This window comes from Curtobacterium sp. PhB191, from assembly GCF_004346515.1.
GTDB lineage: Bacteria > Actinomycetota > Actinomycetes > Actinomycetales > Microbacteriaceae > Curtobacterium.
The window spans coordinates 54832-80599 of sequence record NZ_SMBV01000011.1 but is presented as its reverse complement, the minus strand read 5'-3'; the positions used below and the strand labels follow the sequence as shown (position 1 = coordinate 80599).

Here is a 25768-nt window from a genome sequence, read left to right as displayed (position 1 = left end):
CCCCCCCCGGCGCCCCCCCCCCCCCCCCCCCCCCCCCCCCCCCGCGCCCCCCCGCCCCCCCCCCCCCCCCCCCCCCCCCCCCCCCCCCCCCCCCCCCCCCCGCGCGGGGGGGCGCCCCCGGGGGGGGGGGGGGGGGGCGCCGGGGGGGGGGGGCCCCCCCCCCCCCCCCCGGCGGGGGGGCCCCCCCCCCCCCCCCGGGCCCCCCACGACCGCAGCGGGGCGCGCACATCGGTCGCAGCTTCGGAGGCCCCGGTTCGATCGCGTTCCGCACAACCGAAGTGCACGTGAACCGCGGGATTGCACGGCTCGACCGCACTTTGGTTGTGCGGAGCGTCGCGCGGCGGGGACGCGGGCAGCGGGTCAGGCGCGGAGGCGGGCGCGTTCGGTTCGGGCTGCGTCCAGCAGCACGTCGGCTCGGGCGTCGAAGGAGTGCTCTGCGGCGATGCGCGACGCCACCGCCGCCCGCTCGGCAGCAGTCGGCCACACTCGTGCCGGGTCCAGGAGCGCAGCGAGCTCGTCACGGGAACGCGCCACCGCGAGCGTCGGGACGTCGAGCACCTCGGTCAGCCCGGCGACCTCGTCGGTGACGACGACTCCCCCGGACGCCAGCACGTCGAACACCCGGTTCGACACGAAGCCACCGGCCGCCATGTCCGCCCAGTGGTCGTTGAGCACCACGCGCGCGGAGGCGTAGGCCGTGGCGACCTCGGCCCGGCTCAGCGACGGTTCGCCGAGCGCTGCGTCGGGGACCACGCCCTGCCACGCCGGGCCGTGCACGCGAAGGTCGGCTCCGAGCGCCACGGCATCGGCGACCACCGGGCGCGCGGCGCCGCGGGTCGAGCCGACGAAGACCACCCGGTCGGCATCGGGGCTCGTCGTCGCCCGCGCGCCCGGGTGGAACACCGCGGGGTCGGTCGCCTGCAGCAGCGTGCGGACCGGGACCCCCGATCGCGCTGCGGCCGTCGCACCCCAGACCGGACCGGCAGCGAACGCCGCGTCGAACGACCGGAGCTCGGTGTCGGAGACGTCGTCGGGATGGCTGATCACCCAGAGGAGGTTCACCGACGCGGGGTTCGGCGGCACCCGGTCGAGCCCGCGGATCACGAGCGTCACGTCGTCCGAGGCGTCGTCGTCCCGCACGTGGGCGTCACGGCGGTCGATCCGGACACGCTGCCCGAGCCGCTCGAGTGCCCCGGCCAGCTCGGCGGCGAAGTGCACGTCGCCCCAACCGTCACCCTCGGGCCCGGCGGGAGCGGCGATCTTCAGCGACCAGGTGAGCGGGTCGGTGGCGCTGCTGGTCGTCCGGCGGGCCGGTGTCACCGGTCGCGCTCCCCACGGCGGCAGCGGCGGCCCGGCGGAGACTGCAGCGCCCCGGCCGTCGACCGAGTCCCGTCTCGCGTCCCGCCACGACGAGAACACGTCCACGGTGGCAGCGTCGATCGTCCGCCCGGGTTCAGCGAGTCGGACGGTCTCACCGACGTCCTTCACCAGGATCGTGGGACCCGACTGCGGTCGCTGGCGCACAGCGCACGCGTGCGTCCACCCGACGAGCGTCGTCGGCTCGTCCGTGAGCACGGGCGCAGGGACGATCGCGGCCCGGGGCACAGCGAGCACGGGTTGATCGGCACCGAACACCGAGTCCCCCGTGCCGAACGGACGGTCGTCGGACCACGGGAGTGCGCCGGGACGGATGAGCAGTGCACCGTTCCGCGCCGAACCGTCCGCCGCGCGCACCGAGGCCTGCACCAGGCGGTGGACTCCGGTCACGGCGAGTGCCCGGAGGCCGGCAGCATCGATCGTCACCGAGGTGTCGACGAGCACGAGGACCCGTCCGACCCCGGCGGCGAGGCCGGCGTTGATCGCGGACCCCAGGCCGTCGACCGGCACGGTCCGCACCCACGGCAGGCGACGACCGAACGGATCGCGCGGCGAGGCGTCGGCGACGTAGCTCACGGTGCGGACGTCAGTGTCACGGCCGAAGGCCTCGCGGGCGACGGCGACGAGGCGCGCGACCTCGGCGTGCCGGTCCGACCGGGTCGTGACGAGGACCGTGACGTCCTGGTCCGGGTGCGGCAGGGGGTCGTCGAAGCCGGCCACGCGGACGACGTCAGTCGTCGATGCGGGCGCGGGACGGGCCTCCCGGTCGGGGTGGTCGGCAGCCGTCGTGTCGCGACGACGGCGACCGAACCACCCAGAACCGGACGCCACGGGCGGTGCTAGGCGCCGAGGAGCCGCTGGAGGTAGACGCCGTAGCCGCCCTTGACGAGCGGCGCGGCGAGCTCGGCGAGCTGCGCGTCGTCGATCCAGCCGTTGCGCCAGGCGATCTCCTCGATGCACCCGATCTTGAAGCCCTGGCGGTCCTCGATGACCTTGACGTACTCGGACGCCTGCATCATCGACTCGAACGTGCCGGTGTCGAGCCACGCGGTGCCACGGTCGAGGACCTGGACGCCGAGTTCACCGGCCTCGAGGTAGCGCTCGTTGACCGTCGAGATCTCGAGCTCGCCACGGGCGCTCGGCTCGATCGTCTTCGCGATCTCGATGACCTTGTTGTCGTAGAAGTACAGGCCGGGGACGGCGTAGTTCGACTTCGGCTCGGCCGGCTTCTCCTCGATGGAGACGGCAGTGAAGTCGTCGTCGAACTCCACGACGCCGTAGGCCTTCGGGTCGGCCACGTGGTACGCGAAGATCGTCGCGCCGTCGACCTCGGTGTTCTTCCGCAGGTTCGTGCCGAGGCCGGTGCCGTGGAAGATGTTGTCGCCGAGGACGAGTGCGACGCTGTCGTCGCCGATGAAGTCCTCGCCGATGACGAAGGCCTGCGCGAGCCCGTCCGGGGACGGCTGCACGGCGTACTGGATCTCCATGCCGAAGGCGGAGCCGTCGCCGAGCAGGGCCTTGAACTGCTCGTTGTACTCCGGCGTCGTGATGACGAGCACTTCGCGGATGCCGGCCATCATCAGGGTCGACAGGGGGTAGTAGACCATCGGCTTGTCGTAGATCGGCATGAGCTGCTTGCTGATGCCCTTGGTGATCGGCCAGAGGCGCGTGCCGGATCCACCGGCGAGGATGATGCCCTTCATCGGGATCGCTTCCTTACTTCGTTACTTCGTCGTGCGGAGGGACTCGGTGTAGGCCACGCACTCCTCGTACGTCGGCAGCAGACCGGCGGCGGCGGCCGCTTCGAGCGTCGGGGCGCTCGTGTCCTTCTCGGAGAGCACCGGCTCACCGATGCCGTCCGGCAGTTCGAGCCCGACGGTCGGGTCGAGGATCGTGATCCCCTTCTCGCGTTGGGGGTCGTAGTGCGCGCTGACCAGGTAGTTCACGGTGGAGTGGTCCTCGAGCGCGACGATCGCGTGGCCGAGGCCCTCGGACAGGTACACGGCCTTGCGGTCGACGTCGTCGATGCGGACCGAGTCCCACTGCCCGAACGTCGGCGAACCGACGCGGATGTCGACGATGTAGTCGATGAAGGCGCCTCGGACGGCGGTGACGTACTTCGCCTGGCTCGGGGCGACGAGGGCGTAGTGGATGCCCCGCGCGACGCCGGCCGACGAGATCGACATGTTCACCTGGCGGAGGTCCAGCGGGTGACCGACCGTCTCTTCGAGGACGTCGGCCCGGTACGCCTCGAGGAATGCTCCTCGTGCGTCGCCGTGCTGGACGGGCGTGAACTCCCACGCGCCGGGGATCTTCAGTTCGCGGATCTGCACCGGGGAAGCCTAGCAAGGTGGCGCATCGCATAGGCTGTCCTGGTTCTGTGCCCCGCGCCCCGCGCGCTGCGACTCCCGAAACGAGACCAAGCGAGCCCGTGAAGCTATTCGTCCAGATCCCCTGCCTCAACGAGGAGAACACCCTCGCCAGCGTCATCGACTCGATCCCGCGTGAGATCGACGGCATCGACGAGATCGAGATCCTGGTCATCAACGACGGCAGCACCGACCGCACCGTGGAGGTCGCCAAGGAACACGGCGTCAAGCACTTCGTGCACCACACGACCAACATGGGGCTCGCCCGGTCGTTCCGCGACGGCGTCGACTACGCCCTGCTGCACGGTGCCGACATCGTCGTCAACACCGACGGCGACAACCAGTACCCGCAGGCGCAGATCGCCGAGCTCGTCCAGCCGATCCTGCGCAAGGAAGCCGAGATCGTCATCGGCGACCGGCAGACCCGCACGATCGAGCACTTCTCCGGCTTCAAGAAGCTCATGCAGCGCTTCGGGTCGTGGGTCGCCAGCCGCGCCGCCGGGCTCGACCTGCCCGACGCAGCGAGCGGGTTCCGCGCGTACTCGAAGTACTCGCTGATCCGCCTGAACATCGTCACGCGCTTCAGCTACTGCATGGAGACCATCGTGCAGGCCGGCTACAAGCGCCTGGCGATCGCGTCCGTGCCGATCACGACGAACCCGAAGACCCGCGAGTCCCGGCTGTTCAGCAACATCTTCCAGCACATGTTCGAGTCCGGCTCGGCGATCGCCCGGGTCTACCTGATGTACCGGCCGATGGCGCTCTTCGCCTGGGTCAGCGTGATCCTGGGCGGGCTCGGGCTCTGGCCACTCGTCCGCTACCTGGTGCTGCTCGCGATGCAGACCCCCGGCAACCACCTGCAGTCGATCATCCTCGGTGTGGTGCTGCTCATCACGGCGCTGCTCTCCATCGTGATCGGCGTCGTCGCCGACCTCACCCGCCTCAACCGCACGCTGGCCGAGGAGCAGCTCGACCTGCAGAAACTGCAGCGGTATGGCGACTGACACGGCCCCGGCCGTGTCCGGCACCGTCGCCCGCCCACGGGTCGGCCGTGCCGAGCGCGTCGTCGTCATCGCCCTGACGGTCGCGTTCGCCGCCGTCCTGGCGGTCTGGGCGATCGTGACGACCACGTACAAGGCGCCGGACGAGCCGACGCACGTCGACGCCGTCCTGCACCTGGCGATCGGTGACGCCTGGCCGGAGCCGGGCGCGATGCACTACCTCAACGCCACGCACGACACGCAGATCAGCAACCTGCGACAGCCGGCGTCCGACAACGCGACGTGGGGCGAGCTGCTGCGGGAGTTCCCCGGGGTGCACCCGACGAGCATCGACCAGATGTCGCAGCACCCGCCCACGTACTACGCGCTGGCCGCCGGGGTCCTCCACCTGGTGCACTTCGAGGACCTGCGGTGGGACCACGCCGTGATGGCCCTGCGGCTGTTCGACGCCCTGCTCGTGCTGCCCCTGCCGTTCCTGGCGTGGGCCACGGTGCGTCGGCTGACCCGCTCGCCCCGGGCTGCCGTGGTCGGCGGGGCGGCGATCCTGGCCGTCCCCGAGGTCGCGTCGATCGGTACCTCGGTGACGAACGACGCCCTGATGCTGCCCCTCGCGGGTGCGCTGGTGTACTTCGTCGTCCGGCTGCTGACGGGCGACCAGCGGGTGCGGACCACGGTGTGGATCGGCCTGCTGCTCGGCGCGATGCTGCTGACCAAGGGAACTGCCCTGCCCGCCGTCCCCTTCGTCGGGATCGCGGTGATGGCGGCGGGCTGCACCCGCGCGACCGTCTGGCGGAACGTGCTGCGCACCACCTGGACGCTGGGGATCGCCGGTGTCGTCGGTGGCTGGTGGTGGCTGCGGAACATCCTCGTGTACCACGCGATCCAGCCCGACGGCATGGCCTACGCCCGCCCGTCGATGCCGTTCCCGGACGACACCGCCGCCAGTCCGGAGGTCTTCCTGCGCGACTACTGGAACGGCGTGACCCGCACGTTCTGGGGCAGCGTCGGCGGTCTGACGCAGTTCCAGTTCGCCCAGTTCCTGATCGACGGCCTGACCATCGTGTCGATCGCCGGCATCGTCATCTGGGCGTTCCGCCGCGGCCCGTCGCTGCGACCCGCGATCGTCCTGGCGTCGTACCCCGTCATCCTGATCGCCCTGCACATGCAGAGCGGGTGGGGCGGCTACGTGCGGAACACGATCGTCGCCGGCACCCAGGGCCGCTACTACTACCCCACCCTCATCGCCCTCATCGCCCTGAGCGCCCTGGCCTGGCGGCGCGTGACCGTCACCGCGGCCGGCGCCACACGACTGGCCGTCGGCATGTCCGTCGCGGCGACGGCCATCGCCCTCTACGGCGTCGTCTACGCGCTCCGGGCGTTCGGCCGTGACGCCGCGTTCTGGATCGACGAGTTCTCGATCGTCAAGTTCGACCAGTACGGCATGCTCGCTGCCGGCGGGAACTTCACGCTGGCCACCGTGGCAGCGGTCGCGCTGATCGCCACGGCGGTCCTGCTGGTGCGTTTCGTGCGCCGGACGGCGGTGACGGCGTGACCGCCCGCCGCGAGTGGGTCGTGCTCGGCACGATCACCGTCGCGTGGCTGGGCCTGCTGCTCGGCTTCGCCCTGCTCACCCCGGCGTTCGGCGCCCCCGACGAGCCCGCGCACGTCGACGCCGCGTTCCGGCTGGCGCTCGGCCTCGGGTGGCCGCACGGCGGCGAGATGCACTACCTCGCCGCCATCCGGCAGATCGTGGAGCACCCGGTGCCCGCCGTCGACCGCCCCACGGTCGACGCGCTCCTGGCGGCGGTCCCCGGCGACTCCCCCGCGATCGACCCGATGTCGCAGAACCCGCCGACGTACTGGCTCGTCGCCGCGGGCATCCTGCGCCTGATCCGCTTCGGGGCGCACGACTGGGCCACCTCAGTGCTCGTCCTGCGCCTGTTCGACGTCGTGCTCGTGACCGCGCTGCCGGTGCTCGTGTGGGCGACCGTCCGCCGGGTGACGCGGTCGCCGCGGACCGCCCTGGTCGCACCGCTGCTGCTCTTCGCGGTGCCGCAGCTCGCGCAGGTCGGCGCCGGCGTGACGTCGTGGGCACCGATGATCCTGCTCGGCGCCGTGCTCGTGTGGCTGAGCGTGCGGGTGCTCACCGGTGACCGGTCGTGGTGGACCACGGCGGGGTTGGCCGTGGCGGTGACCGGGCTCGCGGCGATCAGCGCGCTCGGTCTGCTGGCGGTGCCGTTCGTCGTCCTCGTGTTCGCGCTGGCCCGCGACGAGCGCGGCGAGCGCGGCGAGCGCGACCGGGACCGCGACCGGGACCGCGACCAGCGCACCGCACGTCCGTGGCGCCGGTCGGCCCTGCACGCCGGCGTGGTCGTCGTCGCTGCCGCCGCGGTGTCCGGCTGGTGGTGGGTCCGCACGCTGCTCGTCAGCGGGACCCTGCTGCCGGACGCCCTGCGCGGCGTGACCGCGGTGCAGCCGTACCCGTCGGGCGGCGCGAACCCCGGCGCGTTCGCCGGTCGGCAGTGGGACGGCCTGACCGCCTCGTTCTTCGGGGACTTCGGCGCGAACCAGTGGCCGCTGCCGCCCATGGTCGTCGACGCCCTGGCGATCGTCGGTCTCGTCGCCATCGGCTGGTCGTACGCGCGTCGCGGCGCCGGACGCCGGGTGATGACCATCGCCCTGGTCTGGCCGGCGCTCGTCGTCGTCGCGACCCTCGCCTACAACTGGCGGAACTACCTCGGCACGCACCAGGGCAACGGGCTGCAGGGCCGGTTCCTGTTCGTGGCCGTCGTCGCCCTCGTGCTGTCGCAGGCCGTGGCGTGGCGTGCCCTGGTCGTCCGTCCGGAACTGCGCCGCCGGCTCGCCCGGATCGCCGCCGTCGGCTCGTTCGCCATCGCCCTGTACGGCATCGGCATCGCGTACCGCGGCGCGTGGGAGAACGTCCAGTTCCGGGTCACCCCCGGCGGCCTGTCGGCGATGGCCGGTGGCTCGCTCGCCGGGCCGCTCCCGATCGCACTGGCCGGCGCGCTGTTCCTCGCCGCCGCCGTCGCAGCCGCCGCGTTCGTCTGGCGCGCGGCCGCCGTGCCGAGCACCACGGCCGCCGTGCCGAGCACCACGACCGCCGTGCCGAGCACCACGGCCGCCGTGCCGAGCACCACGACCACCCCCGTCACCGGGCTCCCGCTAGAATCGCCGCCGACCCACGAACCGACCGTCAGGAAAGAGAACTCGTGAAGATCCTCGTCACCGGAGGAGCCGGCTTCATCGGCTCGAACTTCGTCCGCCGCACCCTGGAGGACGCGTACCCCGGCCTCGAGGGCGCCGAGGTCGTCGTCTACGACGCGCTGACCTACTCCGGCAACGAAGCGAACCTCGCACCGGTCGCCGACTCCCCCCGCTACACCTTCGTGCACGGCGACATCCGCGACGCCGCGAAGCTCGACGAGGTCGTCCCGACGGTCGACGCGATCGTGCACTTCGCCGCCGAGTCCCACGTCGACCGCTCGGTCCGCGACTCCGGCATCTTCGTCGAGACGAACGTCGTCGGCACCCAGCGCCTGCTCGACGCAGCGCTCCGCCACGGCACCGAGCGCTTCGTGCACGTCTCCACCGACGAGGTCTACGGCTCCATCAGCGAGGGCTCGTGGGACGAGGAACGACCGCTCGAGCCGAACTCCCCGTACTCGGCGTCGAAGGCCGGCAGCGACCTGCTCGCCCGCAGCTACCACCGCACCCACGGGCTGAACCTCTCGATCACGCGCTGCTCGAACAACTACGGGCCGTACCACTTCCCCGAGAAGGTCATCCCGCTCTTCGTCACGAACCTCATCGACGACGTGCACGTCCCGCTGTACGGCGAGGGCAACAACATCCGCGACTGGCTGCACGTCGACGACCACACCCGCGGCATCGCGATGGTCCTGACCCGCGGCCGCGCCGGCGAGATCTACAACATCGGCGGCGGCACCGAGCTCACCAACAAGGAGCTCACGCAGCTGCTCCTCGACGCCACCGGCAAGGACTGGTCGTACGTCGACCGCGTCGCCGACCGCCTCGGGCACGACCTGCGCTACTCGGTCGACATCTCGAAGATCCAGGCCGAGCTCGGCTACGAGCCGCAGGTCCCCTTCGAGCAGGGCCTGGCCGACGTCGTGCAGTGGTACCGCGACAACCGTTCGTGGTGGGAGCCGCTCAAGGAGCGCGCAGCGATCGCATGACCAGGTACCTCATCACCGGCGCCGCCGGCATGCTCGGCCGTGACCTCCAGGCCGCGCTCGCCGGCCGCGACGTCACGGCACTCTCGCGCGCCGAGCTCGACATCACCGACCCGGCCGCGGTGGACGCCGCCGTCGCCGGACACGACGTCGTGATCAACTCCGCCGCGTACACGAAGGTCGACGACGCAGAAGGCCACGAGGACGACGCCTTCGCCGTCAACGCGACCGGCCCGAAGCTCCTGGCCGAGGCCGCGGTCCGCCACGGCGCGAAGCTCGTCACCGTGTCGACGGACTACGTCTTCGACGGCAACGGCACCGCCCCGTACGCCGAGGACGCCCCGACCGACCCGATCAACGCCTACGGCCGCACCAAGGCCGCGGGCGAGGCGTTCGTGCGCGAGATCGCCCCGGACACGTCGTACGTCGTCCGCACCGCCTGGATCTACGGCGCGCACGGACCGAACTTCGCCGCGACGATGCTCCGGCTGGCCGGCTCGCACGACACCGTGAGCGTCGTCACCGACCAGGTCGGTCAGCCGACGTGGACCGGCGACCTCGCCGCGCGGATCGTCGAGCTCGTCGACGGCGACGCCCCCGCGGGCGTCTACCACGGCACCAACGCCGGGCAGGGGTCGTGGTTCGACTTCACCCGCGCCATCTACGCCGAGCTCGGGCTCGACCCCGAGCGCGTCCTGCCGACCGACAGCGCCGCGTTCGTCCGGCCGGCGCCGCGCCCGGCGTACAGCGTGCTCGGCCATGACGGCTGGTCGCGCGCCGGCCTCGCGCCGATGCGCGACTGGCGCGAGGCGCTGCGCGCTGCGGTGGCCGCAGGAGCGTTGACGAAGTAAGCACGGCAGTCGACCGGGAGGCCCGGATCACGTCCGCCGCGTCGCGAACGTGATCCGGGCCTCCCGTCCCGGTCTCCTGCCGCGGCTTCCAGGGGGCGGCCCACCGGCCCTGGTAGGGTCGGGCAGCCGGGCGCCGGGCCGGTCCTCGGCCCCATCACCACGACGAGGAGAGCAGCACCATGACCACCCTCCACGTCCTCGTCGACCAGGTCGTCGCACCCGTTCCGGGTGGCATCGGGCGGTACGCCGAAGAGCTCGCCCGGCACCTCGTCGCGAACGCGCCGAGCGGCTGCGACGTCGCCGGGGTCGTGTCCGCGGTCAGCTCCGACGAGATGGCGCATCTGCGCACACTGCTGCCCGGTCTGTCAGACCTGCAGCGTCTGCCGCTGGCCCGTCGTGAACTCTCGCTCGCGTGGCAGGGCGGCTTCGTCGGTGGCATCGCGAAGGGCATGGTGCACGCGCCGAGCGTCCTCGCACCCCTGGTCAAGCACGACCGGTTCCAGGACCCGGGCCGGCAGACCGTCGTCACCGTGCACGACACCGTGCCGTGGACGAACCCCGAGACCCTGACGCCCCGCGGCGTCCACTTCCACAAGGCGATGGTGAAGCGCGCGTGGAAGCACGCCGACGCCGTCGTCGTGCCCACCCACGCGGTCGCGAGCGCACTGAACGAGATCCACCGGTTCGACGACCGACTGCGCGTCATCGGCGGAGCTCCGAGCGGTCGGCTGCGGCTGCCCGTCGACGCCGACCTGCGCGCCGAGCGTCTCGGCCTGCCGGACCGCTACGTGCTGGCCGTCGGCACGCTCGAACCACGCAAGGCACTCGGGTCCCTGATCGAGGCGCTCGCGCACCCCGACGCCCCCGCCGACATCCCGCTCGTGATCTCCGGCCCGGACGGCTGGGGTGACGTCGACGTGTACGGCACCGCCGAGCGCGCCGGGCTCGCCCGCGACCGGGTGAAGGTGCTCGGGCGGATCGACGACGCCGACCTCGCCGTGGTCTACGACCGGGCGACGGTGTTCGTGTTCCCGAGCTTCGCCGAGGGCTTCGGCCTGCCCGTGATCGAGGCGATGAGCTTCGGTACCCCGGTCATCCACTCCGACGACCCTGCGGTGGCCGAGGTCGCGTCCGACGCCGGGGTGACCGTCGCCCGGAACCCACGGGACTCGTACCCGGAGCGGATCGCGCAGGCGGTGTACCAGGTGGTCAACGACCCGTTGCTCGCCGGACAGCTCGCCGTCGCCGGGCCGGACCGTGCCCGGATGTACGACTGGAGCGACTCCGCCGCCGAGACCTGGCAGCTGCACGCCGACCTCTGAGCCGGCGCGGGCGTCACGTCACCCCTCGGAGGTGTACGTCACTTCTTGTACGTGTACGTGCTGACCCAGTCGATGTACAGGTGGCCGGTGGCACCCCAGTTGCCGACCTGGAACATGTACCGGTGCGCGGTCTTCGGCACGTGCTTCGTGATCGTCTTGATCACCTTGCCGTCGAGGCGGTAGCGCACCGACTTCCCCGGGATCCACTCGATCGAGTACGTGTGCCACGAGCGCCACGAGACGCCGGTGCTCAGGCTCGTCGCGTTGACCTCCTGGCCGGGGGTCATCGAGTGGTGGTGCAGCATCGGCTGCTGCTCGAAGTTCGCCTCGGGGTAGTCGATCTCGCCGTCCGACCACTTGTCGGACGACGGCCAGAGCATGAACGCGGCGCCGTTCCCGTCGCCGCCGGTCGCCTTGGCGCGGACGATGAACTTGCCGCCCTTGTGCCCCCATGCACCCGACGGGGTGCCGAAGGTGCCGGCAGCACCGTGCTTGCCGTCCAGCTTGACGTCCATGTACCCGTTGTGCGAGCTGATCTGGGCGCCCGAGTAGTACATGCCCCCGGTGCCGTCCGGGTAGGGCTGCCACGACTTCGCGTAGGTCTTGGCGAACTTCCCCTTGGCGGCCGCCGCCGTGCTGAAGTTCTCGCGGAAGGTCTGCTTGAAGTTCCCGACGTTGCCGATCGGTGCCGAGCTGGCGGACGCTGCGGTTCCCGTGCCGAGCGGTCCTGCGACGAGTGCGGCACTGAGGAGCACGACGGTGAGTGCGGCCCGCTTGGTTGCACGTTTCTGCATGAGCTGTCACTCCCTGACGTGACGGTTCGCACCCGTTCCCGTGGGTGCCGGGCGGCCGGATCTCGACCACCCGCCGTTCACCGTAGTTGCGAAATGCAGCCCGCGCGCGGGGTTGACAGAACCGGCGCATCCCCAGTACGCGGGGGTTGCAGAACGTTCCGTCTACGTCGAAGAAGTGCTGATCAGCGCCGTGTTGCGTCCCCCGTTCTGGGGCTGCCGGCGACTCGTCGACCCCGGCAGGCGGTGGTGTTCAGACCCGCGTGCGACGGCGGCGTGACGACACGACGGCGGTGACGACCGCGGCGAGGACGGCGACGACCGCGACCACCGCTGCGACCTCGGCCACGTGCGACGCCAGGAGCCACGAGTCGAACTGTGACTTCGTCGCGACGACGTGCTCGTCCGTGCCTCGGATCCACCAGGACACCGGGTTCATCGGGCCCGCACCGCGTGCGGCGACGGCGCACACCACGGCTGCGACGACCGCGACACCGACCAGGACGAGGGCGGCGGTGTGGCGACGGAGACGAGCGGGCATGGCGGTACCGTAGCGCGCATGACCCGATGCGAGGAATGCGGCCGACCGATCACCGGCGAGGTCGTCCGGACAGCGACGCGGACGCTCGACCGTGCCTGCGCCGACCGGACGAACGCGATCGCGTACGGCGTCCTGAACGGCGGGAACCCGTTCGACGGTCCCGGGGCCACCCGCGCGGAACGCTCGAGGGAGTCGCGCAGGCGCGCGGAACGCTAGAGGGAGTCGCGCAGGCGCGCGGCCTTCTCCTCGACCAGTCGCTCGAGGCCGTCGGCGTACTCGGTCAGGCGAGCCGCGACCGCGGGCTCCGAGGTGCCGATGATCCGCGCAGCGAGGAGTCCGGCGTTCGCGGCACCGTTGATCGCCATCGTCGCCACCGGGATGCCGGCCGGCATCTGCACGATCGACAGCAGCGAGTCGAGGCCGTCGAGGCGTGCGAGCTGCACCGGGACACCGATGACCGGCAGCGTCGTCATCGAGGCCACCATGCCCGGCAGGTGCGCGGCGCCACCGGCACCGGCGATCACGACGCGGATGCCACGCTCGGCGGCGCCGCGGGCGAACCGGGTCATCTTGTCGGGCGTGCGGTGCGCCGACACGACGTCCGCCTCGAACGGGATGCCGAGCTCGGCCAGGATGTCGGCCGCAGCGCGCATCGTCGGCCAGTCGGAGTCCGAACCCATGATGATCGAGACGAGCGGCTGGACGGGTGCGTCGGTGTCGGTCACGCGACGAGCCTAGCCGAGCAGCACGCGGCGCCAGGCGTCGTCGTCGCGGCCGATCGTGCGTTCCCCCGTGACCCACCGGACCGCCCGTTCGTCGGCCGTCCCGCGCTCGACGGCGGCGCGCACCGCACCACGCCAGGACCCGACGTCGTCCGGCACCGCGACGGCCCCGTGGGCCCGTGCCACGGCGTAGGAGGGCCGGTCCGAGACCACTGCTGGCAGTCCGAGTGCGGTGTACTCGAGGAACTTCAGGTCGCTCTTCGCGCGGTTGAACTCCTCGTCACGCAGGGGCGCGACACCGGCACGCCAGCGCTCCCGGTGCGCCACGAGCCAGCGGGAGAACGCCGGGTAGTGGCCGTCCGGCACCTCGACGCGGCGGAACCAGTCGGCGCCGCCCTCGTCGGTCACCCCGATCACCTCGAGCCGGATCGGCGTGCCGTCGGTGGCCGTCAGGTCGGTGAAGACGTCGCGCAGGAGTTCGAGGTCGGCGGCGTGGGTGAGCGTGCCCATGTAGAGCACCCGGTGCTCTACCCCGGGGCGATCGTCGTCGTCCTCGGTTGCGCCGGGGGTCCACAGCCCCGGGTCGAGGGCGTTCGGCACGACCGTGACGTCGCGGGCGACCGGGCGCACGACCTCGGCGAGCTCCGGTGTGCTCACGACGACCGTGTCGGCACCGCGGACCAGTGCGTCGATCGAGGCGAGGCGGTCCGGGTCGTACTCGGCGCGGGCGAGGCGCTGGCGGCCGGACTCGGTGAAGAAGTCGTCGTCGACCTCGCCGACGACGCGGACGCCGCGGGCCGCAGCCGCCGCGAGGAAGGGCTGCACGGCGTCGCGCGGCAGGATGTCGCGCTGCACCAGGACGGCGGCGTACGACGTCGTGTCGGTCCCGTCGACGAACGCGACGGGGTCGACTTGACGGACCTCGGCCGTGCCGCTGGCCGCCAAGTGCTCGGTGCGCCGGACGACGCGCACGTGGGCGGATGCGGGGTGGGCGCCGTCACCGCCCGCGACGACGTAGCCGAGGACCGGCAGCGGAGCGGGCACGGGGGGCGTCCCGGCGACGACCCGGCGGAGTCGACGAGCGGCCCGGCGGACGAGATCACGCGGCATGTGCCCATCCTCTCGCACCGGGCGACCGGGCTCGTACGCAGTGATCGGACGCGCACCGTGCGGAGTTCGTCGCCGGGGAGCCCGCTGACCGATCCGTGCGAGCCTGCATGACCGCACCCAGCGATCAACCTCGCACCGAGTGAGCAGTGCCGCACCGTGCGACGGCAGCACCGGCACCTCGCACCTCGCACGGTGCGGGGTTGCCAGCGGAACGGGCCCGAGCGGTCAGCGCCGCGCCACCGTCACCGTCCGGCAGGGACTCGCCTTCCGGTCCTTCCCGGTGCCGGTGTTCCGCGCGACCGCGCAGACGGTCCGCTTGCCGGCCTTGAGGGCGACGGTGCCGGCGAAGCCGTGCTTCGTCCCGGACCCCCACGTCCGGTCGACGTCGGCGCGCACGCGTCCCGCCGACAACGACGTCACCCGTCTGCCGTCGACCGTGATCGCGACCGTGCTGGCGGAGGACACGGCGTCACCGTCGAAGGCCCAGCCACGGACGCTGATGCCGCCCCGTTTCCCCGTCACCGACTCGAGCGCGACGTAGGGGTCGTGCCGGAAGGCGCGGACGGTGGCGCACCCGAGCGTGGTGTCCGACCCAGCGCCGATGTTCACCGCGGTCACGCAGACCCGGCGCGCGCCGGCGGCAGTCGGGACGACGGCCTCGAAGCCGTGGGTCGCCCCGACGCCCGCGGCGGCGTCGACGTCGGTGCGGCGGAGTCCGGCGGTCACGGCTCCAGCGGCGACGCCGTCGACGGTGGCACGGACCCGGACGGGCTGCGTGGGGTCGTCCTCGTCGAAGGCCCATCCCCGGACCCGGACGCCACCACCGGTGCCGGCGACGACCTCGAGCGAACCCTGCGGCGCGAGGTCGGCAGCGGGGACCCCGAGCCGGGCGTTCGCGACGAGGGCCTGGGCGTAGGAGGACCACCACTTGCCCGCGGCGGGGGCGCCGTTGCAGGTGCCGTCGCTCGCGCCCGGGGTCTTCACCCACAGCAGGGCGTCGAGCGCGGTGCCGTCGGTGGCGACCCGGGGCGAGGTGCCGAGTCCGGCGCCAGGACCGTTGCACCAGGTCCCCCGCCAGCCCTGCCCGTTCCGCGAGGTGTCGATCACGCAGTGCGATCCCCCGGTCGCACCGGAGACCTTCTGCGCGTAGGCCTGTTCCTGCGCGGTCGGGTAGTAGTTCGCGACGTTCGTGAAGAACCCGCGGGCCTGCTGCACGCCGGCACTGTTCAGCCGTGCGGCCATCGTCGCGGGCGGCACCCAGTTCGAGTTGCCGGCGTCGAGGTAGGCGGGCACCCCGGCGGCGGTGAGCCCGGCGACGGTGCGGGACAGGATCCGGTAGCGCTGCTCGTCGAGCGTGGTGCTGCACTTCGCGTTGCTGAGCATCGCGAGGGAGTCCGGCTCGACGATCACGGCGGCGCGGTGTCCGGCGAGTGCCGCGGTGACCTGGTCGACCCAGGCGTCGTAGGAGGCCTCGGAGAACCCGCCGGCGGAGTACCCGCCGCAGTCCCGGTCCGGGATCGCGTACAGCACGAACACCGGGGTGGTGCCGGACTGCTCGGCCCCCGAGACCGCCGTGCTGATCGTCTTGGTCAGCTGGGTCCCCTGCGTCCACTCGCCGAGCCACGTCGCGACGGGGTACCGGGCGATGGTCGACGCCGCGGCGGCACCAGCGGGGTCCGAGGCGGCGAGCGCGGTGGCCGCCTTCGCTGCTTCGCTCGTGGGCGACCGGTACGGACCGGCACCGTACAGCGACGCAGCCGATGCGGAGCGGATGGTCGTCGCGGACGTCGCGGCGGTGGCGCTCGACCCGAACGCGACGGGCAGCAGCCCGCCGACGAGGGCGGTGAGTGCGACGGCGGCGCCGCAGACGGCGACACGGCGCGGACGGCGGCGCATGGACACTCCCCCTGGACGATCGGACCCCTGACCCGTCCATGGCACCATGCGCCCGCAGTGGCGGCCAGCCGCCAGTGCGGGTGGCACCCGAGCGGGTGTCGGCAACAGTGCCGACACCCCCTCGTCAGTCGTCGAAGTGCGCCGCGGCCGCGCGTGCCCGGTAGACGACGTCGTCGACGTCGTCGCCGATCACCGTCACGTGGCCGATCTTCCGACCGGGTCGAGGGGCCTTGCCGTAGAAGTGGTACTTCGCCTCGGGGAACGCCTCGAGCGCGGCCGGGTACCGGGCGGCGAGGTCGCCGTCGGCCGGTCCGCCGAGCACGTTGATCATCACGGCGGCCGGGGCGAACGACCCGGTGGCACCGAGCGGCAGGTCGAGGACGGCACGCAGGTGCTGCTCGAACTGGCTCGTCGTCGCACCGTCGATGGTCCAGTGACCGGTGTTGTGCGGTCGCATCGCGAGTTCGTTGATGAGGATGCGCTCGTCGGCGGTCTGGAACAGCTCGACGGCCAGGACCCCGGTGACCCCGAGCTCCTCGGCGATCCGGACCGCGATCGACTCCGTCACGTCGGCGATGCGTCCAGCGCTGTCGGGCGCGGGGGCGATGACCTCGGCGCAGACACCGTCGCGCTGCACGGTCTCGACCAGCGGCCACGCCACCACCTGGCCGGAGGGGCGGCGGGCGACGGACTGCGCGAGTTCGCGGGTGAACGGGACGAGCTCCTCGGCGAGCAGCGCCTGCCCGCCGCCGGCCTCGGCGACGGCGATGAACCAGTCGTCGACGTCCGACGGGTCGGACACGACCCGCACGCCCTTGCCGTCGTAGCCACCGCGGGGCGTCTTCACGACCGCGCGGCCGCCGTGCTCGTCGAGGAAGGCCCGGAGCTCGTCGGGGTCGTGCACCGCGGCCCAGTCCGGCACCGGCAGGCCGAGCTCGGAGAGCTTCGTGCGCATCGTGATCTTGTCCTGGGCGACGGCCAGCGGACCGGGTCCGGGGCGGACGGCCACACCGGCGTCGACCAGGGCGCGCAGGACGTCCTGGGGCACGTGCTCGTGGTCGAACGTCACCACGTCGACGTCGCGGGCGAACGCCAGCACCGTCGAGACGTCGTGGTAGTCGCCCTCGGCCGTGGCGGCGATGGCGGCCGACATGCCCGGCCCCTCGGCGAGGACCCGGATGTCGATCCCCAGCTCGACGGCCGCCGGCACCATCATCCGTGCCAGCTGTCCCCCACCGATGACCCCGACGCGCAACGCCATGCTGTGTGATCCTTCCGGCGTTCGCACCATCCGGGGTGAACGCGTTGTCTACAATCGCTGTTCGGGTCGCGTTGTGCACGGCCCGCGACAACTCTACGGATCCTGGAGGGCACGTGCGGCGCCTCATTGCCCAACTGGCACGCTTCGGCGTGGTCGGTGCCGTCGGCTTCGTCGTGGACACCACGGTGTTCAACGTGCTGCGCATCACCGTCCTGAACCCCGACGAGGTGCACTCCGGGCCGTTCTGGGCGAAGGTGATCTCCACCGTCATCGCCATCTTCGTCAACTGGATGGGCAACCGGTACTGGACGTTCCGCGAGCAGCGCCGAGCCGTCGCCACCCGCGAGGGCATCGAGTTCGTCGTCGTCTCGCTCGGCGGCATGGTGATCGCGCTCGCGTGCCTCGGGGTGTCCCACTACGTGATGGGACTGACCTCGGTCTTCGCCGACAACGTCGCGAACATCGTCGGCCTGGTGCTCGGCACGGTGTTCCGCTTCTGGCTCTACAAGGTGTGGGTGTACCACCCCGAGCGGACCGGCTCCGAGCCCGCGGCCGCGGACGTCGCACCCGAGGGGCGCGCCCTAGACTCGACCGGGTGACGGCCCACGAGACCACCACCAGCACCACCGCACCACCCCGCACCGCCCGCTGGGAGCGTGTGGCGATCGCCGTCGTCACGGCGACCTTCGGCCTGTGGCTCGTCGCCTGGGCGCTGATCGTCCCGGTCTTCGAGGCCCCGGACGAGACGGCGCACATCGACGCCGCCGTGCACGTCGCGCTCGGTGACGCCTGGGCCGCCCCGGGCGACCTGTACGTCACCAACGCGGTGCAGGCCGCGAAGGTCGAGCAGGCGACAAAGCCGTCCAGCGAGTGGTCGACCGTCAGCGAGCTGCTGCAGAACACCCCCGGGCCGTCGTCGACCGTCAACCAGATGACACAGCACCCGCCGACCGCCTACCTCGCCGGTGCCGCCGTGCTCCGTGCCGTGGACTTCGGTGACCTGCGGTGGGACCGGGCGTTCACCGCGCTGCGGCTCGCCGACGTCCTCGCCGTCACCGCACTGCCGCTGCTGGCGTGGGCGTCCGTCCGCCGGGTCACCCGGTCGCCGCGGGCCGCGCTCGTCGGTGGGCTCGCCGTGTTCGCGACGCCCGAGCTCGCGTCCATCGGTTCCTCGTTCTCGAACGACGCCCCCGTCCTGCTCGTCGCCGGGATCGTCGTGTGGCTCGCCACTCGGCTGCTCACCGGTGACACCCGGTGGCGCACCACCATCGCGCTCGCGGTGGTGCTCGGCGCCCTGGTCTGGATCAAGGGCACCGGACTGCCCGCCGTGCCGTTCGTGGCGGTGGTCGTGCTCTTCGCCGGCGCCGGGGTGCTGTCGCTGCGGCAACGGGTGGTCCGCACCGTGGTGACGATGGCCGTGTCCGGCGGTATCGGGGCGTGGTGGTGGGTGCACAACTGGTTCGCCTACGGCCGGATCCAGCCGAACGGCTACACGGCGATGCGTCCGCCGAAGGACTTCCCGCCCGGCGAGCACCCGACGCTCGGGCACTTCCTCGACGTCAGCTGGGGCACGCTCGCGCGCACGTTCTGGGGCAGCTTCGGCGGTCGGGCACAGGTCAGCATGGGCGACCTGCTCACGGCCGTCCTGACGGTCATCGCGCTCGTCGTGCTCGTCGGCTGGGCGTTCCGGCGCGGCCCCGACCTGCGGGTGGCCCTGTGCCTGGCGGTGTTCCCCGCTCTGCTCATCGGCATCCAGAACCGGACGAGCGCGCACTCGTACCTCACCACCACCGAGGTCGCCGCGACCCAGGGGCGCTACTACTTCCCCGCGATCGTCTGCCTGATCGTGCTGAGCGCCCTGGCCTGGCGTCGGCTGGTGCCCGCCGGACGCGCACGCTCGTGGGTCGCGGTGGCGCTGGCCGTCCTGCTGCCCGCCGTGGGCGTGTACGGGTTCGCGGTGGCGTCGGCGTGGTTCTGGAACGCCGCCCTGTTCCCGGTGACGGGGCGCGGGCTGCTCCGCTACACGGAGATCGGGCCGGTGCCGCCCGCAGTGCTCGTGGCCGTGGTCGCGCTGGTGGCCGTCGGCCTGGTCGCGTCGGTCGTCCAGGTCGCCCGTGCCGACCGTCGGTTGGACGCCCCCGCGTCGTGACCACACGTCGGGCGTGCGGCTGACGGGGTGGACGCCCCACCAGACGGACGGGAGGCCCGGTGCCAGCTGGCACGTCCCTCCAGGCTCCGTCGTCACGCGCGTCGTGTGCCCCCGGATTGTGAGCAGAAATGGTCGGGTCGCGCACCGCGGACCCGACCATTCCTGCTCACGAAGTGCGCGTCAGGCGGCGGGGGCGCTGCCCTCGACGGCCGACGGGTCGTCGGTCGGACGACCACGGCGGAACCAGGTCGGCGCTGCGGCGCAGAGCAGGAACAGGCCGTCGACCGCCAGGCTCCACACGCGGGTGACGACGACCACGACCAGGGCGATCCCCGGCGGCATGACGAGGGTGAGGAGCAGGGCCTGCACGCCCTCGCGGACGCCGAGGCCGCCGGGGGCGAACACGGCCAGCATGCTGATCGCCGAGGCCATGCTCGCGGCACCGATGACGAACGCCGCGTCGCTGAGCTTGAGCGACGGGTACACCCCGAGGGTGATGAAGTAGTACGCCGTGCCCGACAGGATCGCACCGGCGACGTACAGACCGGCGCCACCGAGGACGGTGCCGAGGTTCGGGCGGACGTCGGCCTCGAGCGGCTTGCGACGCAGGATCTTCAGCGCGATGCCGATCAGGAACACGAAGACCCGCGGGATCAGGCACACGACGCAGGCGACGAACGCCGCGATCATCAGGGCGATGAGCCACGGGCTGAGCGCGTGCGTGCGGGGGTCGATGAGCAGCAGGACGAGCGCCAGGGCGAGGGTGGCGGCGATCTGCAGCGCGCCCTCGAGTAGGCCGCTGACGCCGAGCCGGGCCTTCGAGACGCCGTGCTTCGAGGCGAAGTAGACCTTGCCGATGATCCAGGTCGCGGCCCCGGGGATGTAGCGGCCCATCCAGGACTTCGCGTACACGTAGGTCAGTGTGACGCCGCTGCCCTTGAGGCCGGTCGCCCCGAGCCGCCGCAGCAGGTAGAACCAGATGCCGACGCCCCAGTACCGGAAGCCCAGGCTGATCACGGTCGCCAGGATCACCCAGCCCCACTGCCAGTCCAGCCCGGCGAGCTGCCCCCAGTCGACGCTCCGCACGTACAGCACGAGGAAGACCGCGAGCAGCACGTAGAAGACGATGGGGATCGCCTTGCCGAGGAACCGTCGCCAGGTCGGCGGACGCTTCCCCTCGGGCGCGGGGGTGTCGCTGGTGGTTCCTGACAAACGTGGTCTCCTGCCGGGCTTCGGGACCAGGTCATCGTAGACGCTGGTGTGGCGCGCTCCCTGGAGCGGCGGCTACTTGGCGAACTTGACGATCTGGACGCGGCAGGGGATCTCGGGATCCGTCGACCGGTCGGCGCTGCACGAGATCGTCGCGTTGTACGTGCCGACGAGCTTCCCGGCCATCGAGTAGTCGCGTGCCGGCGCGTTGGCGGGGTCGAACTGCACGAAGTACTGCACGCCCTCGTCGATGAACAGCTTGCGCATCGCGTCCGAGTGGTACGTGTAGCCCTGACCTGAACGACCGTACACACGCGTGTCGGTCAGGAAGGCCAACGAGGACAGCGATCGGTAGTTCGAGCCGATGACGGTGGCGTCCTCGGGCAGGGCTCCGCTCGCCCGGATCTGGTCGGCGAGTCGCACGATCTCGGGGACGTCGGTCGGGCCGGTGACACGAAGCGCCTCGGTGCGGTTCACCGACGGGTAGAAGGGTGCCGGCGACCCGATCCAGTTCTGCGTGAACGACGCCACGGGGACGACGGCGATCGCGACGCACGCCACGATCGTCCGGACCACACCGCGTCGTCGGACCAACCGCCAGACGGCCGGCAGCATGAGCGCGCCGATCATCGCCGTCAGGTAAAACAGCGGCCAGTAGTAGCGCGCGTTCCCGCCACCGCTCGACGACGACGTGATCATGCCGTAGCCGACGAAGTAGACCAGGGTCGTCGCCGCGACGATGCAGGTGAACGCGTACCGGCGGAACCGGACCACGCCGATCACCAGGGCGGCGGCGAAGAGCAGGGCGATCGGTGCCGCGAAGGGGGCGAACGTGCTGATCTTCTGCAGGTAGTAGGGCAGCGCGAGCATGCGCTCGTGCAGGTAGTAGCCGGCGCGGGCAGCGATGCCGGAGTCCTTCGTGACCTTCGGCGCGGTGTCCTCGGTGGTCGATTCGGTCGTCGGCGGCACCACGGACGGGTCCGGGTTCTCCATCGGGCCCTGCTTGTAGACCGACGGGGTGAAGTCCTCGTTCGGGGAGAACGCGTGCGAGTTCGGCGGCACGGGCAGGAACGGCCAGTCGGTCGCACGCCCGCCGTCGTCGAACTTCGAGCCGATGTTCACCGAGAGCGACGAGCCCAGGGTCGGCGACCCGTACTTCATGGTCAGGGCACCCACCCACGGCGCGATGACGACGGCGAAGACCACGATCGTGGCCACGGGCGACGTCCACCAGTGCAGCACCGGCTCACGACGGCGTCGTGCGGACCAGACCCGGAGCAGCAGCCACAGGACCACCGCGCCGACCGCCACCGGCAGCAGGAAGAGCTTCACGAAGTACCCGATGGCCGCGACCGCGCCGAGCACCCCGCCGGAGACCAACCGGGCCCGCGTCGACCCGTGCAACGCCTGGTCGGCCCACCGGAGTGCCCACAGGTAGCCGACGACCCACGCGACGACGAGCAGGTCAGGGGTCTGCACCGACACCGCGCTCATCAGCGCCGGGATCGCGGTGACCATGAAGAGGACGGCCGGCACGATGCGGTGGTTCTGCGACCACACCAGCCAGCCACCGACGCCGAGCACGACGGCGACCGCGAAGCAGTTCACGACCGCGAAGGCCGTCTGCATGCCGAGGCCGGCAGCGATGAACGGCGCCATCATCCAGGACACCATCGGCGACCAGTAGGCGTTGATCGCGTCGGGCAGCCAGCCGTTCGCGTACTCGCGCGCGATGCCCATGTAGGAGATACCGTCGACGTTCGTCACGCCGAGGCGGTTGTGGTACGCCACGGCGGCGCTGAGCGCGACGCCGACGACGACGAGCACCGCCAGGATGACCGGCGCGACGACGTGCTTGTACCGCCTCGGAACCGCCCCCGAACGCCGGTGGACGGGCTCGTGGGTGATCTGCGTTGCGGCTGCGCTCGTCGAGGTCACGTGCTTCATCATGACATCCGAACCGAAACACCAGGCACAGGGTGCCTGATCGCGGCGCCGGGTCGGCGTGTGGGAGACTGCCTGCGACCCCGCTCCGACCACCACGAGGACGATCGTTGGCCACCGAAACCCGCGCCGCAGTACCCGCAGCCGACTCCGCTGCCCCCGCGCCCCGCGCCGGCGGCCGACTCGAGTTCCCCTACCTGGACGGACTCCGGGGGCTGGCCGCACTCGCGGTGGTCTTCTACCACGCGTACCTCTTCACCGGGACGACCGGCACCGGCCCGACCGAGCTGCCCTGGCTGCGCCCGATCATCGGCTGGGGCTACCTCGGCGTCCCGCTCTTCATCGTGCTGTCCGGCTACGTGCTCATGCTGCCGGTGCTGACCCGGTTCGACCGCTACCGTCTGCCCGGCGGGTTCTGGAAGTTCGTCTGGCGTCGCGCCCGCCGCATCATCCCGCCGTACTGGGCGTCGCTCGTGCTGTTCGCCCTCCTGATCCTGTTCGTCCCCGTGCTCGGCCAGCCCGGCGGGACGCAGTGGGACACGAAGCTGCCGATGGGCTGGGGCACGTTCCTGACGCACTTCTTCCTGGTGCACGACTTCTTCCCGCAGTACATCGGCAAGATCAACGGCCCGATGTGGACGGTCGCGGTCGAGTGGCAGATCTACTTCCTGATGCCGCTGCTGATCCTGCCGCTGTGGCGGGTCTTCGGCGGTTGGGCGACGGCGTCGAGCCTGGTCCTCATCGGCATGTGGATGGGCGCCGAGAGCCGTTACTCGTTCATGCACCCGTGGTTCGTCGGCCTGTTCGCGGTGGGGATGCTCGCCGCCGAACTGACCGTGAAGGCCCGCGACGAGCACCTGTCCGGCGTGGTCCGCGAGCGCTCGAAGCTCGGTGGCCCGCGGTGGGCGAGCGGCGCGTTCGTCGGCGCCATGGCCCTCGGGACCCTGCTCGTGTTCTTCCGCAACCGCGACTACTGGCAGCACCAGACCTGGCCGTCCGAGGTCGTCACCGGCATCCTCGCCGGCATCCTGCTCACCTGGATGGGACGCCAGGCGGTCACCGGCAACCACACCTGGCTCGCCCGCTTCTTCGCCTGGAAGCCGTTCGTGCTCGCCGGTCTGGTGTCGTACTCGATCTACCTGTTCCACAGCCCGCTGCTGGGCCTCGGCAACCTGCTGCTCCTGCCCCTCGGCCTGTACCCGAAGTACCAGTTCCTGATGATGGTGTTCGTCGTGATCCCGGTCGTGATCGGCATCTGCATCGGCTTCTGGTGGCTCGTCGAGCGCAACTTCATGAACCGCCGGCAGAAGCACGCCACGGCCGAGGTCTCGCACCGCGGCCGCCTGCCCGAGGTCGAGAGCGACGCCGCCACCCCCGACGCGAGCAGCCGCACCGCGCGCTGACGCACCCGCGGCGTACCGCAGCACGTCCTGCGCCGACGTCCTGCGCGTGGCGGACAGCACGGTCGCTCGCCAGGTAGCATCGCTCGGACCGCGGCGTGGGTGATCAGGGGCCCACGGCATCTCGACAGGGAAGACGAGACCACATGCGCGCACCGATCACCAAGATCCTCGGACTCGGCACCGCTGCCGCCGTCGCCGGGGCCATCACCTTCGGCAGCGGGACGGCGGTCGCCGAGACCGCCCCGGCCACGCCGGCACCGACTGCCACGACGACAGCGGCGGCGACCCCGGCCCCCACTGCGTCTGCTGCACCTGCTGCACCTGCTGCACCCGCACCCGCTGCCGAGCAGCTCTCCATCGCCGAGATGGACCGCACCGGGAACCACACCATGGGGGCCGGCATCGCCGCCCACGCCGGAGAGTCACACGTCACGGTCACCGCGCCGGACAGCGCCGCCGGTGGCGTGAGCGCCCAGTCGCTGAGCACCTCCTCCGCCGCCACCGCCTCCGGCCCACCACCGGGACGCGTCCAGGGCTTCGACATCAGCGCCTGGCAGCCGAGCGTCAACTTCCTGCAGGCGTACCGCAACGGCGCCCGCTTCGCCTACGTCAAGGCGACCGAGGGCACCTCGTACGTCAGCTCGACCTACAAGGAGCAGTACGCCACCGCCAAGCAGCGGAACCTGTACCGCGGTGGCTACGTGTACGCGCAGCCGAGCCAGGCGAGCGGCGCCGCGACGGCGAACTACTTCTTCGCGCACGGCGGGCAGTGGAGCAAGGACGGCAAGACCCTGCCGCCCCTGCTCGACATCGAGTACGGCAGCGCGGCCCAGGGCACCTGCTACGGCAAGAGCTGGGGTCAGATGCGCAGCTGGATCAAGGACTTCTCGAACACCGTCTACAAGAAGATCCACCGCTACCCCGCGATCTACACGACCACCGACTGGTGGAAGCGCTGCACGAACAACAGCAACCAGTTCTCGAAGAACCCGCTGTTCGTCGCGATCTACCCGGTCAAGAACTTCACCACGCCGGGCACGCTCGGGCGCAGCTGGTCGAAGTGGACCTTCTGGCAGTGGGCGTCCAGCGGGGTGCTCCCGGGTGACCAGGACGTCTACCGGAACGACATCACGTACCTGAAGCGCTTCGCGGCCAAGACCGAGTGACGCGCGTCACGCCCTGAGCGGGTGCGGATGACGGACGGGAGGCCCGTGGCGGTGTCGCCACGGGCCTCCCGTCCGCCGCACGGTGCGGACTCCGACACCCGGTGCGCCGTTGCACGCCCCGTGCCGACACACAACCGCGCACCAAGCGGGCAAGCCCGCACCAGACGACGACGCACGCACGGTGCGCAGCCCACGCACCACGTGTCTCCCGTCCGCCGCACGGTGCGGACTCCGACACCCGGTGCGCCGTTGCACGCCCCGTGCCGACACACAAACACGCACCAAGCGGGCAAGCCCGCACCGGACGACGACGCACGCACGGTACGCAGCCCACGCACCACGGGCCTCCCGTCCGCCGCACGGTGCGGACTCCGACACCCGGTGCGCCGTTGCACGCCCCGTGCCGACACACAAACACGCACCAAGCGGGCAAGCCCGCACC

21 protein-coding genes are annotated in these 25768 nt (G+C 71.6%); 10 read left to right on the top strand and 11 right to left on the bottom strand.

The genetic code is table 11. The features are described from left to right. Positions 1–360: 360 nt before the first annotated feature. Genes EDF48_RS16830 through rfbC form a run of 3 tightly spaced genes read right to left on the bottom strand, consistent with a single transcriptional unit; the run spans position 361 to position 3710 of the window. Positions 361–2208, bottom strand: coding sequence for a glycosyltransferase (locus tag EDF48_RS16830; RefSeq protein ID WP_131881427.1), 1848 nt, complete (start codon positions 2206–2208; stop codon positions 361–363). A gap of 8 nt (positions 2209–2216) precedes the next feature. Next, positions 2217–3080 (bottom strand): glucose-1-phosphate thymidylyltransferase RfbA, encoded by an 864-nt coding sequence (gene rfbA, locus EDF48_RS16825; protein WP_111085998.1) that lies wholly within the window; start codon positions 3078–3080, stop codon positions 2217–2219. A gap of 21 nt (positions 3081–3101) precedes the next feature. Beyond that, a complete protein-coding gene (gene rfbC / locus EDF48_RS16820; RefSeq protein WP_111085999.1) occupies positions 3102–3710 on the bottom strand; it encodes a dTDP-4-dehydrorhamnose 3,5-epimerase in 609 nt (202 codons plus the stop codon). A 98-nt stretch (positions 3711–3808) separates the two neighbouring features. On the opposite strand from rfbC, the gene EDF48_RS16815 reads away from it, so the two are divergent. The 6 genes from EDF48_RS16815 to EDF48_RS16790 all read left to right on the top strand — a co-directional run bounded on the left by EDF48_RS16815 (position 3809) and on the right by EDF48_RS16790 (position 11134). After that, positions 3809–4750, top strand: a complete 942-nt coding sequence (locus EDF48_RS16815) for a glycosyltransferase family 2 protein (protein WP_111086000.1) — start codon at positions 3809–3811, stop codon at positions 4748–4750. Next, positions 4740–6299 (top strand): glycosyltransferase family 39 protein, encoded by a 1560-nt coding sequence (locus EDF48_RS16810; protein ID WP_131881425.1) that lies wholly within the window; start codon positions 4740–4742, stop codon positions 6297–6299. The genes EDF48_RS16815 and EDF48_RS16810 overlap by 11 nt, the downstream gene beginning before the upstream one ends. Further along, complete coding sequence (locus EDF48_RS16805) at positions 6296–7981, top strand: glycosyltransferase family 39 protein (protein ID WP_131881423.1); 1686 nt, start codon at positions 6296–6298, stop codon at positions 7979–7981. Before EDF48_RS16810 ends, EDF48_RS16805 begins: the two co-directional genes overlap by 4 nt. Further along, positions 7978–8964 carry a dTDP-glucose 4,6-dehydratase gene (rfbB, locus tag EDF48_RS16800; protein ID WP_111086003.1) on the top strand — a complete coding sequence of 329 codons (987 nt, stop codon included), beginning with the start codon at positions 7978–7980 and terminating at the stop codon, positions 8962–8964. Before EDF48_RS16805 ends, rfbB begins: the two co-directional genes overlap by 4 nt. Next, complete coding sequence (gene rfbD, locus EDF48_RS16795) at positions 8961–9812, top strand: dTDP-4-dehydrorhamnose reductase (RefSeq protein ID WP_131881421.1); 852 nt, start codon at positions 8961–8963, stop codon at positions 9810–9812. The genes rfbB and rfbD overlap by 4 nt, the downstream gene beginning before the upstream one ends. A gap of 179 nt (positions 9813–9991) precedes the next feature. Next, positions 9992–11134, top strand: coding sequence for a glycosyltransferase family 1 protein (locus EDF48_RS16790; RefSeq protein WP_123292216.1), 1143 nt, complete (start codon positions 9992–9994; stop codon positions 11132–11134). A gap of 38 nt (positions 11135–11172) precedes the next feature. Here the strand turns inward: EDF48_RS16790 and EDF48_RS16785 are convergent, their stop codons facing one another. From EDF48_RS16785 to EDF48_RS16760, 6 genes are all read right to left on the bottom strand, one after another. Beyond that, positions 11173–11928, bottom strand: a complete 756-nt coding sequence (locus EDF48_RS16785) for a glycoside hydrolase family 16 protein (protein WP_123292215.1) — start codon at positions 11926–11928, stop codon at positions 11173–11175. 250 nt (positions 11929–12178) lie between these two features. Further along, a complete protein-coding gene (locus EDF48_RS16780; protein WP_123292214.1) occupies positions 12179–12466 on the bottom strand; it encodes a hypothetical protein in 288 nt (95 codons plus the stop codon). 212 nt (positions 12467–12678) lie between these two features. After that, positions 12679–13191 (bottom strand): 5-(carboxyamino)imidazole ribonucleotide mutase, encoded by a 513-nt coding sequence (purE, locus tag EDF48_RS16775; RefSeq protein WP_111086008.1) that lies wholly within the window; start codon positions 13189–13191, stop codon positions 12679–12681. 9 nt (positions 13192–13200) lie between these two features. After that, positions 13201–14298, bottom strand: a complete 1098-nt coding sequence (locus EDF48_RS16770; protein ID WP_131881419.1) for a hypothetical protein — start codon at positions 14296–14298, stop codon at positions 13201–13203. Between the two features lie 225 nt (positions 14299–14523). Next, positions 14524–16194 carry a glycoside hydrolase family 6 protein gene (locus tag EDF48_RS16765; protein ID WP_165932444.1) on the bottom strand — a complete coding sequence of 557 codons (1671 nt, stop codon included), beginning with the start codon at positions 16192–16194 and terminating at the stop codon, positions 14524–14526. Between the two features lie 124 nt (positions 16195–16318). After that, positions 16319–17455, bottom strand: a complete 1137-nt coding sequence (locus EDF48_RS16760) for a 5-(carboxyamino)imidazole ribonucleotide synthase (protein ID WP_131881415.1) — start codon at positions 17453–17455, stop codon at positions 16319–16321. Positions 17456–17568: 113 nt separating this feature from the next. On the opposite strand from EDF48_RS16760, the gene EDF48_RS16755 reads away from it, so the two are divergent. After that, positions 17569–18054, top strand: a complete 486-nt coding sequence (locus EDF48_RS16755) for a GtrA family protein (RefSeq protein ID WP_131881413.1) — start codon at positions 17569–17571, stop codon at positions 18052–18054. Beyond that, positions 18051–19604: a DUF2142 domain-containing protein gene (locus tag EDF48_RS16750; RefSeq protein WP_165932443.1), complete on the top strand. Its 1554-nt coding sequence runs from the start codon at positions 18051–18053 to the stop codon at positions 19602–19604. The genes EDF48_RS16755 and EDF48_RS16750 overlap by 4 nt, the downstream gene beginning before the upstream one ends. A gap of 180 nt (positions 19605–19784) precedes the next feature. Here EDF48_RS16750 and EDF48_RS16745 read toward each other — a convergent pair whose 3' ends face one another. Together EDF48_RS16745 and EDF48_RS16740 are read right to left on the bottom strand one after the other, a co-directional pair. Next, positions 19785–20816 carry a lysylphosphatidylglycerol synthase domain-containing protein gene (locus tag EDF48_RS16745; RefSeq protein ID WP_165901173.1) on the bottom strand — a complete coding sequence of 344 codons (1032 nt, stop codon included), beginning with the start codon at positions 20814–20816 and terminating at the stop codon, positions 19785–19787. A 72-nt stretch (positions 20817–20888) separates the two neighbouring features. Further along, positions 20889–22760 carry a hypothetical protein gene (locus tag EDF48_RS16740; protein WP_131881409.1) on the bottom strand — a complete coding sequence of 624 codons (1872 nt, stop codon included), beginning with the start codon at positions 22758–22760 and terminating at the stop codon, positions 20889–20891. 107 nt (positions 22761–22867) lie between these two features. Between EDF48_RS16740 and EDF48_RS16735 the strand changes: the two genes are divergently transcribed. Then, positions 22868–24160, top strand: a complete 1293-nt coding sequence (locus tag EDF48_RS16735) for an acyltransferase (protein WP_165901172.1) — start codon at positions 22868–22870, stop codon at positions 24158–24160. A 143-nt stretch (positions 24161–24303) separates the two neighbouring features. Beyond that, the gene (locus EDF48_RS16730; RefSeq protein WP_207913285.1) at positions 24304–25326 is read left to right on the top strand and encodes a GH25 family lysozyme; all 1023 of its coding nucleotides are present in this window, start codon (positions 24304–24306) and stop codon (positions 25324–25326) included. Positions 25327–25768: the final 442 nt, after the last annotated feature.